14 protein-coding genes are annotated in these 16,087 nt (G+C 45.2%); 8 read left to right on the top strand and 6 right to left on the bottom strand.

The annotated features are described in order from the left end of the window. Window positions 1-35: 35 nt before the first annotated feature. From NEJAP_RS08805 to NEJAP_RS08780, 6 genes are all read right to left on the bottom strand, one after another. Window positions 36-1,217: a thiolase family protein gene (locus tag NEJAP_RS08805; RefSeq protein ID WP_201350253.1), complete on the bottom strand. Its 1,182-nt coding sequence runs from the start codon at window positions 1,215-1,217 to the stop codon at window positions 36-38. 75 nt (window positions 1,218-1,292) lie between these two features. Further along, complete coding sequence (locus NEJAP_RS08800) at window positions 1,293-2,219, bottom strand: branched-chain amino acid ABC transporter permease (RefSeq protein ID WP_201350252.1); 927 nt, start codon at window positions 2,217-2,219, stop codon at window positions 1,293-1,295. A gap of 13 nt (window positions 2,220-2,232) precedes the next feature. Beyond that, window positions 2,233-3,120 carry a branched-chain amino acid ABC transporter permease gene (locus NEJAP_RS08795; protein WP_201350251.1) on the bottom strand — a complete coding sequence of 296 codons (888 nt, stop codon included), beginning with the start codon at window positions 3,118-3,120 and terminating at the stop codon, window positions 2,233-2,235. A 118-nt stretch (window positions 3,121-3,238) separates the two neighbouring features. Next, window positions 3,239-4,441: an ABC transporter substrate-binding protein gene (locus tag NEJAP_RS08790; RefSeq protein ID WP_201350250.1), complete on the bottom strand. Its 1,203-nt coding sequence runs from the start codon at window positions 4,439-4,441 to the stop codon at window positions 3,239-3,241. A 62-nt stretch (window positions 4,442-4,503) separates the two neighbouring features. Beyond that, on the bottom strand, window positions 4,504-5,217 hold the full coding sequence (locus tag NEJAP_RS08785) for an ABC transporter ATP-binding protein (protein ID WP_201350249.1): 714 nt from the start codon (window positions 5,215-5,217) through the stop codon (window positions 4,504-4,506). After that, a complete protein-coding gene (locus NEJAP_RS08780; protein WP_201350248.1) occupies window positions 5,214-5,981 on the bottom strand; it encodes an ABC transporter ATP-binding protein in 768 nt (255 codons plus the stop codon). Before NEJAP_RS08780 ends, NEJAP_RS08785 begins: the two co-directional genes overlap by 4 nt. A 286-nt stretch (window positions 5,982-6,267) precedes the next feature. Between NEJAP_RS08780 and NEJAP_RS08775 the strand changes: the two genes are divergently transcribed. The 8 genes from NEJAP_RS08775 (at window position 6,268) to NEJAP_RS08740 (ending at window position 15,658) form a co-directional block, all read left to right on the top strand. After that, entirely contained in the window at window positions 6,268-6,714 is a 447-nt protein-coding gene (locus tag NEJAP_RS08775; protein WP_201350247.1) for a MerR family transcriptional regulator, read from the top strand. 11 nt (window positions 6,715-6,725) lie between these two features. Continuing rightward, entirely contained in the window at window positions 6,726-7,892 is a 1,167-nt protein-coding gene (locus NEJAP_RS08770; RefSeq protein WP_201350246.1) for an isovaleryl-CoA dehydrogenase, read from the top strand. A gap of 87 nt (window positions 7,893-7,979) precedes the next feature. Further along, window positions 7,980-9,587, top strand: coding sequence for a carboxyl transferase domain-containing protein (locus NEJAP_RS08765; RefSeq protein ID WP_201350245.1), 1,608 nt, complete (start codon window positions 7,980-7,982; stop codon window positions 9,585-9,587). A gap of 13 nt (window positions 9,588-9,600) precedes the next feature. Then, entirely contained in the window at window positions 9,601-10,401 is an 801-nt protein-coding gene (locus NEJAP_RS08760) for an enoyl-CoA hydratase/isomerase family protein (RefSeq protein WP_201350244.1), read from the top strand. Window positions 10,402-10,407: 6 nt separating this feature from the next. After that, the gene (locus tag NEJAP_RS08755) at window positions 10,408-12,396 is read left to right on the top strand and encodes an acetyl-CoA carboxylase biotin carboxylase subunit (RefSeq protein WP_201350243.1); all 1,989 of its coding nucleotides are present in this window, start codon (window positions 10,408-10,410) and stop codon (window positions 12,394-12,396) included. Window position 12,397: 1 nt separating this feature from the next. Further along, window positions 12,398-13,303: a hydroxymethylglutaryl-CoA lyase gene (locus NEJAP_RS08750; RefSeq protein WP_201350242.1), complete on the top strand. Its 906-nt coding sequence runs from the start codon at window positions 12,398-12,400 to the stop codon at window positions 13,301-13,303. 27 nt (window positions 13,304-13,330) lie between these two features. Further along, window positions 13,331-13,915 (top strand): peroxidase-related enzyme, encoded by a 585-nt coding sequence (locus tag NEJAP_RS08745; protein ID WP_201350241.1) that lies wholly within the window; start codon window positions 13,331-13,333, stop codon window positions 13,913-13,915. Between the two features lie 45 nt (window positions 13,916-13,960). After that, on the top strand, window positions 13,961-15,658 hold the full coding sequence (locus tag NEJAP_RS08740) for an AMP-binding protein (RefSeq protein ID WP_201350240.1): 1,698 nt from the start codon (window positions 13,961-13,963) through the stop codon (window positions 15,656-15,658). Window positions 15,659-16,087: the final 429 nt, after the last annotated feature.

Genomic DNA, 16,087 nt, shown 5'->3' with positions numbered 1-16,087 from the left:
TAAAAAGCGGCGTTTTTTTGTAATCAGTTAAACGACTAAAGCATCTCAACCGCAACAGCTGTCGCTTCACCACCACCAATACACAGCGATGCAACACCTTTTGACTTACCCGCATTTTTTAGCGCATACAGTAAAGTAACCAAGATGCGTGAACCACTCGATCCAATTGGATGACCTAGTGCACAAGCCCCTCCATTTACGTTTACTTTATCTGCATCCAACCCAAGCTCTGAAATAGCTAGCATAGAGACGACTGCAAATGCTTCATTGATTTCATAAAGATCAACATCACCTTTACTCCAACCAGCTTTTTTAAGTACTTTTTCAACAGCACCGATAGGCGCAATCGTAAACTCTGCAGGCAGCTGTGCATGTGTTGAATGTGCAGCTATGCGAGCTAATGGCTTTAAACCACGCGCGATAGCATCAGATTCTTTCATCAAGACTAACGCCGAACCACCATCAGAAATTGAACTTGAGTTTGCCGCTGTAATTGTGCCGCCTTTTTTAAAGGCAGGGTTTAATGAGCGAATTTTATCTATTCGCGCATTACCCGGCTGTTCATCAGTATCGACTACAACCTCTCCTTTACGGGACTTAATCGTTACTGCCGTAATTTCATCTTTAAATGCACCTGACTCAATAGCTGCCAGCGCTTTATTTAACGAACCTATAGCAAAGTCATCCATTGCTTCACGGGTCACATTAAAGTCATCAGCACTCTTTTGTGCAAAAGCACCCATTAGGCCGCCTTCATAAGCATCTTCAAGTCCATCAAAGAACATATGATCAATAACTTGAGAATGCCCCATACGCATACCCGCGCGCGCTTTAGGCAACAAGTAAGGTGATTGGCTCATGTTCTCCATACCACCGGCTATCATTACATCAACCTGACCTGCCATGATCTGGTCATGCGCCAACATAACAGCCTTCATACCAGAACCACACATTTTATTAATAGTGGTAGCACCTGCAGCATCCGGGATACCGGCTGCACGCGATGCCTGTCGAGCAGGAGCTTGCCCTAAGCCTGCGGGTAGTACACACCCCATGATAACTTCATCAATGTCTGCTCCACTAATACCGGCTCTCTCTACCGCCGCTTTAATAGCCGCAGCACAAAGATCTGGGGAGCGAACATCACTCAGCGCGCCCATCATACCGCCCATTGGTGTTCTTGCCGCACTTACAATGACTACTGAATCCTGACTCATAACTAAACCTCAGTTTACGTAAACGTTAACTACATAAAACAAAAAAACCCCGCTATAAAGCGGGGCTACGATTGATTAGCTAAAGTTGCGCTTAACAACCTTTTGAATCTCACCAACAATACCGCTACGAAACGCTAGTACACAAACAATAAAGATCAGCCCCATGATGATGTGAACATAATTTCCAAGCTCACCACCTGATAGGAAGTTTTGTATACCAACAACAACTGCAGCACCGACCACCGGGCCAAAAATAGTACCCATGCCACCTAATAGTGTCATTAATACCACTTCACCCGACATGTGCCAATGCACATCTGTTAACGAAGCTAGCTGGAATACTAATGTTTTTGTAGAGCCAGCCAACCCTGCCAAAGCTGCAGAGATTACGAAAGCAGCCCACTTATAATCGTTAACATTATAACCTAGTGATGTGGCACGTGGCTCGTTATCGCGAATAGCCTTTAGAATCTGACCAAACGGCGAATGCACCGTACGATTAATTAGCCAAAAACCGAATAAGAAAATCGCAAGCACGAAGTAGTACATATTAAGGTTATCAGACAGATCAATAAGACCGAGCAAATATCCACGAGGAATTCCCTGCAAACCATCTTCCCCGCCAGTGAATGGCGCTTGCAAGAAGACGAAGAACATTAGCTGTGCCAATGCCAGCGTTACCATCGCAAAGTATATACCTTCACGTTTGACAGATAACTTCCCATAAATAGCGCCTAATAATCCTGAGGCAACAGTACCGGCAAGAATCCCAAGCTCAGGAGTAAGCCCTGTATTCATCATGAGATACCCCGTCACATAGCCACCTGTTCCTAAAAAAACAGCATGACCAAAAGACAGCAAACCGACAAAACCAAGTAGTAAATTGAATGCACAAGCAAACAAAGCAAAACACAACACCTTCATCAAAAGAACAGGATAGAAGACGAATGGCGCAACCAGAGCGAGCCCCAGCAAAACAATATTGAACTTAGATATTTTCATAACTGGATCCTCCTCAGGCTTCTTTACCAAATAAGCCAGCAGGCTTGATTAACAATACAATCACCATGACAAGGAAAATCACTGTATTAGAAGCTTCTGGGTAAAAGTATTTTGTTAAACCTTCAACAATACCCATGCCTAAACCTGTAATGATGGCACCACCAATTGACCCCATGCCGCCAATAACTACAATGGCAAATACTACAATCAGGATATTCGACCCCATATCTGGCGATACCGAATAAACAGGAGCAGCCATTACACCAGCGAAGCCTGCTAGCGCTACACCAAAACCGAATGTTAATGTAACCATTAATGGTACGTTTATTCCAAACGCTTGCATCAGTGCCGGGTTTTCAGTTCCTGCACGCAAGTATGCACCTAGCTTGGTTTTCTCAATCATCCACCATGTACCGACACATACGATCAAAGAAGCAACAATGATCCAAGCACGGTAGTTAGGCAGGTACATAAACGGCAGCTTATTACCACCTTTCAAAGCATCAGGAATTGCATAAGAAAGACCTGAAGATCCAAACATATGTGTAAACATACCCTGCAGCACAAGTGCTACACCAAAGGTAAGTAATAAAGAGTATAGATGATCTTCATTTGCGATAGGTCGAATTAAGAAGCGCTCCATGAGAACACCTAAGAGGCCGACCACTAGCGGCACAACAATGAGAGCGGCCCAATAACCAATGCCGAAGTACTGCAGTGCCAAATATGCAGCAAAAGCGCCGAGCATATAAATAGCACCTTGTGCGAAGTTGATGATCTTCAACAACCCAAAGATAATCGCCAGCCCCAAACTCAGTAGAGCGTAAAAAGATCCATTGATTAAGCCAACCAAAAGCTGACCAAATAAGCCAAACAGGTTGATTCCCATAAACGTCGCCATATATCTACCTCTAAAATTCGACCTGAATTACGAACAGATGCGAACACGCGCCCATCCCCCGCCTTAACTTCTCAGTTATGACGGGGCCCAGTGGTATCACTGAAGGGCTATTTTTTTATTATTTAAAGTCACATGCAGGTAATACAGGGGCAAATGCCTTATCACCTGGAATAACACTTTCGATCTTGAAGATATCATCTTCAGATTTACGCTCAGATCCTTTAGTAATTCTCACTAAGTACATATCGTGAACCATACGACCATCAGAACGCAGTGTTGCATTTTTAGCGAAGAAATCATCTGGTTTAGTCGACTTCATAAGCTTCATTACCGTATCTGAATCATCGGTACCTGCTGCCTTAACTGCATTTAGGTAATGCATTGTTGCAGAGTAAGCACCCGCGTGTGGCATTGCAGGAATGACGCCCTGACGTTCTTTAAAACGCGCGCTCCATTCACGAGATTCTTCATCACGATCCCAGTAGAAACCAGTTGTAGTCAACATGCCACCAGCAATAGCAGGGTCTAATGACTTAGCATTTGGCGTAAATACCAACAAGCCAGCAACGTCCATCATTTCAGTTAGACCAAATTCAGCAGCGGTCTTAAGTGAGTTTACAAAGTCAGCACCCGCGTTTGCTAAACCAACAACTTCAGCACCAGACGCCTGAGCCTGTAGAATATAAGAAGAGAAATCTGTTGTTCCTAGTGGTGCACGAACCGCACCTACAACTTCACCACCCTCTGCTTTGATTACTTTACTTGCAATACCCTCTAGAGCATGACCAAATGCATAATCAGCTGTAATGAAGAACCATTTTTTCTTACCCTGCTGAACGATTGGTTTAACTGTACCATTTGCCAATGCCACTACGTTATATGTCCAGTGAGCATTGTAAGGAGAGCAGGCTTTTGTCGTAAAAGCGTTACTTGCAGACGCTGCAATCAAAGCGATCTTTTTGTTATCTGTAGTCACTTTAGTAACAGCACCGGTCACACTTGATGCAACCAAACCAGTAACCACATCAACTTCTTTGCTTTCGATCCATTCACGGACAATCGCAGAACCCACATCCGGCTTATTCTGATCATCGGCAGAAACGATTTCGATTTTCTTACCTAATACAGAACCACCGAAGTCTTCAACTGCCATTTCAACAGCAGTTAAACAACCTTTACCGCAGACATCTGCATAAACACCACCCATGTCTGCCAACACACCAATTTTAACTTTGTCATCTGACAAGTCAGCATGGGCGGCAGTTGAGGTCAATGCTACTGCCATGGCAGCAGAAAGAAGTGTTTTATTCATTAATTTCATCGTTACTCTCCTGGTTAGAGCGTTTTTTATTGTTATAGCTTCAAGTAGACATCTGACAAATATCAGACACCCAAATAGGTATTCAACAATTCCGTTTTAGCTTCAAGCTCATGCGCATGAACCTCTTCGACAATATGACCATGTTCCATAACATAGTGACGATCCGCGATAGGCGCCGCAAAACGGAAATTTTGTTCAACAAGCAAGATGGTTAAGCCTCGTTCTTTTAGCTGCATTAATACTTCTGCTAATTTTTGGACGATAACGGGAGCTAAACCTTCAGTAATTTCATCAAGTAACAAAATGTTTGCACCCGTGCGTAAAATTCTCGCAAGAGCCAACATCTGTTGCTCCCCACCCGACAAACGCGTTCCTTGACTGTAGCGACGCTCTGCAAGGTTAGGAAACATCTCATAAATTTCTTCAACACTGACGCCATCAGAGCGAACTGCTGGCGGCAACATTAGGTTTTCTTCTACATTTAAGCTGGAGAAAATCCCGCGCTCTTCAGGACAAAAACCCATACCTAGATGCGCAATTTTATGCGCAGGCATATTGATTGTTTCTGTACCATTAATCACGATTGATCCCGTACGGCGGCCCACCATACTCATAATGGCTTTTAGTGTTGTTGAGCGACCCGCACCATTTCTTCCCAACAAGGTAACAAGTTCACCTTGCCCGACAGACATGTCAATTCCGTGAAGAATATGAGACTCGCCATAAAAGGCATGTAAATCATTTATACGAATTTTTTCAGGACGGGTAGTACTCATGCGTGTACCTCATCTGCAGCCACACCTAGATACGCTTCTTGCACTCGTGGATCAGCAGATACTGTCTCATAGTTACCTTCGGTCAAAATAGCACCGCGTTGTAACACCGTGATCTGATCAGCAAGCTTGGAGACAACATGTAGGTTATGCTCAACCATCAAGATAGTACGATCTTTAGAAACGCGCTTAATCAGGTTTGCAACAACGTCTACATCCTCATGCCCCATCCCCTGTGTTGGCTCATCCAGTAACATAAGCTCAGGCTCAAGAGCCAAGGTAGTAGCGATCTCTAAAGCACGTTTACGCCCATAAGACAGATCGACAGTTTTTGCATCTGCAAAATCCCCTAAACCTACTGATTCAAGTAGCTCTACAGCCCTATCATCAAGCTTGTCTAGGATCTTGTCTGATTTCCAAAAATGAAAGCTATTACCTTCTTTACGCTGCAATGCAACACGTACGTTTTCGAGTACGCTTAGATGCGGAAATACAGCTGAAATCTGAAATGAACGCACGACACCTTTACGTGCAATCGCCGCGGACTGCATTGAGGTGATATCATTTCCGTTGAACAAAATTGTACCTGACGTTGGTGTCAAAAATTTTGTTAATAGGTTAAAGACGGTCGTCTTACCAGCTCCATTGGGGCCGATCAGCGCATGTATATTACCGCGCTGAATCTTAAGACTCACATCATCTACGGCCGTAAAGCCTTTAAATTCTTTTATGAGATTCTGGGTCTCCAGAACGTAATCTGCACTCATTGCGGTACTATGCCTCTTGTTCTTATTGTGCATCTTTCGCTGCGCTGTAAGCTTACTTGTACGTAAGCGCTGTATAGAAATTAGCAATTTCCCCTACTGGAAGCCAAGTAGTACTTTGGTCTAACAGATGCCTTGCACCCCCCATTAAAAAAGACTATTTCTTTTTAAAACAAAGACTTAACAAATAAAAAAATAATCATGTATACTTCGTCTACAACCTTTTCCTGCTTTACGTTTACGTAAACTTCCGCTACATTAACTCTAAATACGGCGCGGCATAAGAAACATGGATAAAAAATCGACTTACTCAATAAGCGAATTGGCAACCGAATTTGATATCACCACTCGAAGCATTCGGTTTTATGAAGATCAAGGCTTGCTCTCACCTCGCCGTCGAGGGCAAACCCGCATCTATAGCCGACAAGACAGAGTACGTCTTAAATTGATTTTACGCGGCAAGCGATTAGGTTTTTCGCTGGCTGAAACGCGAGAGCTATTTGACCTTTGGGATGAAACCTTATCAGGCAGTGAGAAACAACTAACACTTCTGCGCGATAAGATCCTTGAGCGTAAAGCAGCCCTTGAACAACAACTCAACGATATCGCAATGGTTCGTCTAGAACTCGAAAGTGCTGAAACCCGTTGTACTGATGCACTGAAGGAACTAGCGAGCAAAAAAAACAAAAAGCGAACCTGGACTGAGCAACTTCAGACAGGGATAAGCTATCACTAAGGATGTCACTGATGATTTCACAATACACAGAGCTGAACTTCGGACTTGGCGAAACAATTGATATGCTACGTGAGCAGATTAATAGCTTTGCAGCTAAAGAAATCGCGCCTCGTGCAGAACAGATTGATGTAGATAATGAGTTCCCCAATGATTTATGGCGCAAGTTTGGCGACATGGGCCTACTCGGTATCACAGTCGACGAAGAATACGGCGGTGTTGGCATGGGTTACCTGTCCCATATCATCGCTATGGAAGAGATCAGCCGCGCTTCTGCATCTGTAGGCCTTTCCTACGGCGCGCACTCTAACCTCTGTGTAAACCAGATTCATCGCAACGGTACAGAAGAACAAAAGCACAAATACCTACCTAAGCTTGTGAGCGGCGAACATATCGGTGCTTTAGCAATGTCAGAACCCAATGCGGGCTCTGATGTAGTTTCGATGAAGCTAAGTGCGCGTGACAATGGTGACCACTACCTGCTAAACGGTAACAAAATGTGGATCACGAATGGTCCAGATGCTAACACTTATGTCATTTACGCTAAAACCGATACTAAAGCGGGCCCTCGCGGCATCACTGCTTTCATCGTAGAACGCGACTACCCTGGCTTTTCTCGTCATCAGAAACTCGACAAGCTAGGCATGCGCGGATCCAACACTTGCGAACTTGTTTTCCAAGACTGCCCTGTTCCTAAAGAAAATATTCTTGGTGAACTAAACGGCGGCGTTAAAGTACTGATGAGTGGCCTAGACTATGAACGTTTAGTTCTGTCTGGCGGCCCGCTGGGTATTATGCAAGCGGCTATGGATATCTGTGTTCCTTACATCCGTGATCGTCAACAGTTTGGCCAACCTATTGGTGAATTTGAACTGGTACAGGGCAAGATTGCCGATATGTACACACTGATGAACGCATCTAAGTCTTATGTCTATCTTAATGGCATGGCTGCTGAACGTGGTGAAACATCACGTAAAGATGCGGCGGGTTGTATTTTATTTACGGCAGAAATGGCCACTAAAATCGCACTGGATGCTATCCAGCTATTAGGCGGTAACGGCTACATCAACGAATTCCCAACGGGTCGCCTGTTGCGTGATGCTAAGCTTTATGAAATCGGCGCGGGTACTTCAGAAATCCGCCGCATGCTAATTGGCCGCGAACTTTACCTAAATAAGTAAGCCTTCAATTTTTAGCAGCACTCCATCAAATCAGAACTAATACAGATTCAGGTGATCATGCATCCCTGAATCTGGTGAGGACAGGATATGTCGATAATCCAATCCAAAGTAAATACCCGCGCGGAAGATTTCGTATCTCGTGAAAAGTCGATGCACACAGCTGTATCAGATCTTCGCGACAAAGTAAGTACAATAGAACAAGGTGGCGGCCCATCATATCAAGAACGCCATACTGCCCGTGGAAAACTACTGCCAAGAGACCGTATCAATACATTAATTGATTCAGGCTCTGCTTTTCTTGAGCTGTCACAAATGGCCGCTTATAAAGTATATGAAGATAATATTCCAGCTGCAGGTATTATCACCGGCATTGGCCGTGTATCTGGCCAAGAATGCATGATCATCGCAAACGATGCGACCGTTAAAGGCGGGACTTATTTCCCTCTAACTGTCAAAAAACATCTGAGAGCACAAGAGATTGCTGAACAAAACCACTTGCCATGTATCTATCTTGTAGATTCAGGTGGTGCAAACCTTCCACAACAAGATGATGTTTTCCCTGACCGTGACCATTTTGGTCGCATCTTTTTCAACCAAGCTCGCATGTCATCTAAAGGCATTCCTCAGATCGCTGTCGTTATGGGTTTATGTACTGCAGGTGGTGCTTATGTACCGGCTATGGCGGATGAATCTATTATCGTTCGTGATCAAGGTACGATCTTCTTAGCAGGCCCACCACTCGTTAAAGCAGCGACGGGTGAAGTCGTTAGTGCGGAAGACCTGGGTGGCGCTGATGTGCATTGTAAAGTTTCGGGCGTTGCCGATCACTACGCAGAGAATGACCAACATGCGCTACAGATAGCACGCACGTGCGTTGCTAACCTGAACCGTAAAAAAGAGATCAATATAAACATCAAACCTTCGGTAGAGCCTCTCTACCCTGCTGAAGAGCTATACGGCATTGTTGGTACTGATCTTAAAAAACCATTTGATGTGCGTGACGTGATTGCGCGTATTGCTGATGGTTCTGAATTTGATGAGTTCAAAAAGAACTACGGCACCACACTCGTCACAGGTTTTGCTCACATCTATGGCTACCCAGTCGGTATCATTGCCAATAATGGTATTTTGTTCAGTGAGTCAGCACAAAAAGGCGCTCACTTTATTGAATTATGCTGCCAACGCAAAATCCCGCTACTGTTCTTGCAAAACATTACCGGCTTCATGGTTGGACAAAAATATGAAGCGGAAGGTATTGCTAAGCATGGCGCTAAGCTAGTTACTGCTGTTGCTTGTGCTGAGGTACCTAAGCTAACTGTTTTGATCGGCGGCTCATTCGGTGCAGGTAACTACGGCATGTGTGGCCGTGCTTATAGCCCTAACTTCCTGTGGATGTGGCCAAATGCACGTATTTCGGTCATGGGTGGCGAACAAGCGGCTGGCGTAATGGCAACCGTAACGCGCGATGGTAAAGAGCGTAAAGGTGAGAACTGGTCAGCCGAACAAGAAGCTGATTTCAAGCAACCTATTATCGACACGTACGAACATCAAGGGCATCCCTATTATGCATCGGCTCGCCTTTGGGATGACGGTGTCATTGATCCTGCGCAAACCCGAGCAGTTATCGGCATGGGACTTTCCGCCGCTCTGAATAAGCCTGTAGGCGAAACCCGCTTTGGCATATTCAGAATGTAATGGAGTGATTCATATGTCTGATAATAATAGTCGCGTCATCCTGAGTATTAGCTCAGATGGCATAGCGCAACTCACATTAAATCGCCCTGAAGTGCATAACGCTTTTGATGACGATGTTATAGAGCAGCTCATTTCTCAACTTGAGAGCGTTGCGAATAATGATGATGTTCGTGCGCTAGTATTGCGCTCAAACGGCAAAAACTTCTCTGCCGGTGCCGATCTTGCGTGGATGAAACGCATGGCTAAGAACTCTCACCAAGAGAACTTAGAAGACGCTGGGCGTTTAGCAAAGCTGATGGAACTTCTGAATGACCTGAACAAGCCGACAATCGGTTTGGTTCAAGGTGCCGCTTACGGTGGCGCCGTCGGTCTTGCAGCGTGCTGCGATATCGTTATTGCCTCTGAAGAAGCACAGTTTTGCCTTAGCGAAGTCAAAATTGGCCTGATACCTGCTGTGATTAGCCCTTACGTTGTGCGAGCAATAGGCGAGCGCCAATCACGCCGCTACTTTCTGACGGCAGAAGCATTTTCTGCAACCACCGCCCAAAGTTTGGGGTTGGTTCATGAAGTCGTTGCATCACCAGAGCTATTTGATGATGCCTGTGCACGTATTACTCGCACACTCAGCAAGAACAGCCCTCAAGGAATGCGGGCAGCCAAAGAGCTTATCTTTGCTGTCAGCCATAAAGTTATTGAACAAACAGTAATCCAGGATACGGCAAACCGTATTGCAGACATTCGTGTTAGCAGTGAAGGACAGGAAGGCTTAAGCGCTTTTCTAGAAAAACGTAAACCTAACTGGATTCAGGAGTAAGTCACTATGTTCAGCAAGATTTTGATTGCAAACCGTGGCGAGATCGCCTGTCGTGTTATTCAGACAGCACATCGCCTTGGTATTCGCTGCGTTGCCGTTTATTCAGAAGCCGACCGTAATGCGCGCCATGTAGCCATGGCCGATGAAGCCTTTTTATTAGGCCCTGCCCCAAGTAGCGAAAGTTATTTACGTGCCGATAAGATTTTAGATATCGCCTTAAAGTCAGGTGCTCAAGCCATACATCCGGGCTACGGTTTTTTGTCGGAGAACACAGAGTTTGCCGATGCATGTGAAGCTAATAATATTGCTTTTATTGGCCCACCCGCTTCTGCTATTGCTTCTATGGGATCTAAATCCGCTGCCAAAGAGATCATGCTTAAAGCGGATGTTCCTTTAGTACCGGGTTATCACGGTGACGACCAAGATCCAGCACTATTGAAAGCCGAAGCTGAAAAATGCGGTTTCCCTCTTTTACTTAAAGCCATTGCCGGTGGTGGTGGTAAAGGGATGCGTGTTGTTAATCACATTGGTGAATTTGAAGAGGCCTTAGCGGCCGCTCAGCGCGAGTCTCAAAATGCATTCGGTAACCCCGATATGCTCATCGAGCGCTATTTGACTCAACCGCGCCATGTTGAGATTCAGGTGTTTTGTGACAAACAAGGTAACGGTGTTTACTTAGCTGAACGTGATTGCTCTGTTCAACGCCGCCACCAAAAAGTTATTGAAGAAGCCCCAGCACCGGGTCTATCAGAAGAAACCCGCAAAGCAATGGGGGAAACCGCGGTTGCTGCTGCAAAAGCTATCGATTATGTTGGCGCAGGTACGGTTGAGTTCTTATATGACGTAGATGGTTCTTTCTATTTTATGGAAATGAACACCCGCCTACAGGTAGAGCACCCTGTTACTGAGATGATTACCGGCCAAGATTTGGTTGAATGGCAGTTACGCATCGCGGATGGCGAACCCCTACCATTACAGCAGGATGACATCCAAATTCGCGGCCATGCATTAGAAGCACGTATCTATGCAGAAGATCCTGATAATGACTTTTTACCCGTAACCGGCACATTGCATTACCTGCGAACACCCGATGAAAACGCTCATATTCGCGTAGACACCGGCGTTATCGAAGGCGATGACGTTAGCGTTTATTATGATCCAATGATTGCCAAGCTTATCGTGTGGGATGAAGATCGCGAACAAGCGATCAACCGCATGGTTCATGCGCTTGAGTCTTATCGCATCGGAGGAATGAAAACAAACATCCGTTTTCTTCGCCAGCTAGCTGACAGCAAGCCTTTCCGTGACGAAGAGCTGGATACAGGCTTTATTGAAAAGCACAATGATTTGCTTTTTCAAACATCTAAAAGCGATATTCAAAGCCAATTAGCACTTGCGACTAGCTATGTTCTTGAAACAGAGAGGCAAGCACACCCGGTAAAAGGTGACCCCGACTCTCCTTTCAACCTGCAAACTAGCTGGCGCCTGAACGCTAACTACTCCCGCCCAATGGAGTGGGTTGTTGGAGAAGAGCATCATAAGGTGAGCATTATTGAGCAGCCAAACGGTTATGAAATCACCGTTGATAACGTCTCTTTTAAAGTGTCTGCAAGCCTGCGTGACGACCATTTACGTGCCGTCATTAACGGACACCGCCTGAGTATTCATGGCCACCTTTCTGGCGATGATATGACGTTGTTCCGTGAAGGCAATCAATTCCAGTGCAAACTGTTCCGCCACACGTTTGAAGAGAGCGATCAATCCGGTGGAGGCTCTCTTACGGCACCCATGAACGGCGCTATCGTGGCTGTTTTAGCAGAACCTGGACAAACCGTTGCTGAAGGCGACACCTTGGTCATTATGGAAGCGATGAAGATGGAACACAGCATTCGCGCACCTCATGATGGTGTTGTCAGCGAGATATTCTTTGCTGTTGGCGACCTCGTATCGGACGGCGCGGCATTAGTCGCCGTTACGCCTGCTGAGGAGGCGTAACATGGGGCTTCCTAGCAAAGCGCGCATCGTTGAGGTAGGCCCGCGTGATGGCCTACAAAACGAATCAGGTCCGGTGATTGAAACATCGATTAAGGTCGAACTGATTAATCGTCTTGCACAAGCTGGCATTAACCATATAGAAGCAGCCAGTTTTGTCTCCCCAAAATGGGTGCCGCAAATGGGCGATGCTGCCCAGGTTATGGCAGGTATTACCCGCAAAGCAGGAGTGGCTTATGCCGCTCTTACTCCCAACATGAGAGGAGCTGAAGGAGCCATTGTTGCACGCGCAGATGAGGTCGCTATTTTTAGTGCGGCCTCTGAATCATTTACGCGTAAAAACATAAACTGCTCTATTGCTGAGAGTATCGAGCGCTTTATTCCCGTTGTTGAAGCGGCTAAGAAAAACAATGTTCGTATACGTGGTTACGTTTCAACAGTGCTTGGCTGCCCATATGAAGGGGAAATTGATCCCGCTCAAGTAGCAGCGGTTGCGCGTGAGCTTCTTGATATGGGGTGTTATGAAATATCCCTTGGTGACACGATAGGCGTAGGCACGCCTGTCAAAGCCAGAAAAATGCTTGCTCGCGTTGCTAACGAAGTTCCGGTTAACCAGCTTGCAGCGCATTTTCATGATACATATGGCCAGGCTTTAGCCAACCTATATGCTGTAATGCAAGACGGCGTCAGCGTCATTGATACATCGGTTGCAGGCTTGGGTGGTTGTCCTTATGCCAAAGGAGCATCCGGTAATGTTGCCACAGAAGATGTGGTATACATGCTCAACGGTCTAGGGATAGAAACCGGTATTGATCTAGATAAGCTAGTTCCTATTGGGAACTGGATCACCCAACAAATCGGACGCACTAACGGCTCTAAAGTCGGTCTCGCCATGGCGTGTGGTGAATAAATAACAATAAAAATGAGGCATAGCAACATGAGTCAACCTAAGCAGATTACCGCACTTGACCTGCCAATTCCGGAGAAAGATCAACTACCGGAAGAGTTTCAGAAGTACTTCAATAAATGTGAAGAAAAACTAGGCATGGTTCCAAACGTTCTGACAGCTTATAGTCAGAACATTGCTCAACTAGATGTATTCGCCCGTTTTTATAACGAGTTAATGTTTGGTGAAAGCGAACTCACCCCGTTGGAAAAAGAGATGATAGCGGTTGTTGTCTCTGCTCAGAACCACTGTTACTACTGCCTTACTGCACATGGTGCCGCTGTTCGCGAATACTCAGAGGATCCTGTATTAGGTGAACTTATGGTAATGAATTACCGTGCTGCACAGCTGAGTCCTCGCCAACGCGCCATGCTCGATTTTGCAGACAAATTAACGCATCAACCTGATCAGATTCTTGAAGCAGACCGACAAGCATTACGAGATGTTGGTTTCAGTGACCAAGGGATCTGGGACATATCCAACATTACAGGTTTCTACAACATGACTAACCGTGTTGCCAGTGCCGTGGAGATGCAGCCTAACCTGCAATACCACGCTAGCCATCGCGGCATTTAGACTTTATGGACTACCTGATAAAAACAAGATTGCAGGGATTTTATTATGACTATTAAATTGCCAAGCTACACCAGCGGCACTTCCAACAAACCACTTTTGGGCATGACCATTGGTGACAAGTTTGACGAAATAGCAGCAACCTTCCCAGACAACGATGCACTCATCGTTCGCCACCAAGGGCTGCGTTACACCTATAGCCAACTTAAAGAAGTCGTTGACCAAGCAGCACGGGCTTTTCTTGCCATCGGTGTAAAGCGTGGCGACCGTATTGCGATGTGGGCACCTAACTGCGCGGAGTGGACTATTACTCAGTTTGCTACCGCCAAAGTGGGCGCTATTCTGGTTAACATTAATCCAGCATATCGCTTGCATGAGCTTGAATACGCTCTTAACCAGTCAGAAGCCCGCTTCATCGTAACGGCTGATACCTTTAAAAGCTCCAACTATACTCAGATGCTATTTGAACTAGCTCCAGAGCTTAAGGCATCTGCTGAAGGTAAGCTTAAATCGATGAAGCTTCCCTCTCTTGAAGGCGTCATTAACCTGTCTGATGAAAACTTCTCTGGCATGTGGAGCTGGGCTAATTTCACCGCCATGGCAGAAAACACTAGCGCAGAACAAGTTCAAGACGTGCAAAACCAATTACAGTTTGACGACGCTATCAATATTCAATACACGTCTGGTACAACAGGCTTTCCAAAAGGTGCGGCACTGACTCATCACAATATTCTGAACAATGGGTATTTTGTGGGGGAAAGCATGAACCTAACTGAGAATGACCGGATGGTTATTCCTGTGCCGCTTTATCACTGTTTCGGCATGGTAATGGGTAACTTAGGTTGCATGACTCATGGTTCTACCATGATTTATCCAGATGAAGCCTTTGATCCAAAAACCGTTCTTGAAACAGTAACAGAAGAAAAAGCGACAGCTTTGTATGGCGTGCCTACTATGTTTATCTCTGAGTTGGATCACCCAGAATTTGAGAGCTTTGACCTTAGTACGTTACGTACAGGCATCATGGCAGGCTCAATCTGCCCTGCTGAAGTGATGAAAGCCGTTAATACAAAAATGAACATGAAGGAAGTTCAGATCGCTTATGGCATGACAGAAACTAGTCCAGTTTCTACTCAGACCGCTGCTAATGATCCATTTGATAAGCAGGTAACGACCGTAGGCCGCACTCAACCTCACCTTGAAACAAAACTTATTGATCCTGCTACAGGTAACATCGTAGGTCGTGGTGAAATTGGCGAGCTTTGCACACGTGGTTACAGTGTTATGCTCAAGTACTGGAATAACCAAGACGCAACCCAAAAAGCTATCGATGCTGGCGGCTGGATGCACACTGAAGATTTGGCAACAATGGATGAAGAAGGTTACATTCAAATTGTTGGTCGAATTAAAGACATGGTTATCCGCGGTGGTGAAAATGTTTATCCAAAAGAGATTGAAGAGTTTCTTTATACCCACCCTGATATTTCAGACATTCAGGTAACCGGTGTTCCAGATAAAAAATATGGTGAAGAACTGATCGCCTGGATCAAGCTACACCCAAGTGCAGATACTGATACCGTAACAGAAGATCAGTTACGTGCATTTTGTAAAGGAAAGATCACTCACTTCAAAATTCCACGGTACTTTAAATTTGTTGATGAATTCCCTATGACAGTCACAGGGAAAATTCAGAAATTTAAAATGCGTGAAATCTCTATTGCTGAGTTAGGTTTAGACGATATCTAAACAAGTTCACAAAAAAGGCCAGCTACATAGGTAGCTGGCCTTTTTATAGGTTTTCACTATCGCTACGACGAACTTAGAGAACTCCAGCAATGCGGCACATGAGTTAAACGTACAACTGACTCACACGTAATGCATTTATAGAGCGTATCATTATAATTATGATGCTCTTCTATCAGATCTAGATGTGCACTCGTTTGCTGGGTTTGTATCAACTTTTCACACTGCTCACACTTCTGCACTTTGCTACTCACTCACATGCCTTTTCTAAAATTAATAGTGTTAAAAACACTCCTATTTTGCAGCGTGCAACACAGCGACCATCACGTTAAATGATTGCCTGTTGTAGAACGTCCTTTGCAATGAAACTTGTTCATTTAAAACAAGATAAGCAATCATACCCTGCTTGCCATAAAAATGAATATAAACTGA

Source organism: Neptunomonas japonica JAMM 1380, assembly GCF_016592555.1.
In the GTDB taxonomy this organism is placed as follows: domain Bacteria; phylum Pseudomonadota; class Gammaproteobacteria; order Pseudomonadales; family Balneatricaceae; genus Neptunomonas; species Neptunomonas japonica_A.
The sequence above is the reverse complement of the archived record's forward strand: the minus strand, read 5'-3'. Positions and strand labels throughout refer to the sequence as shown.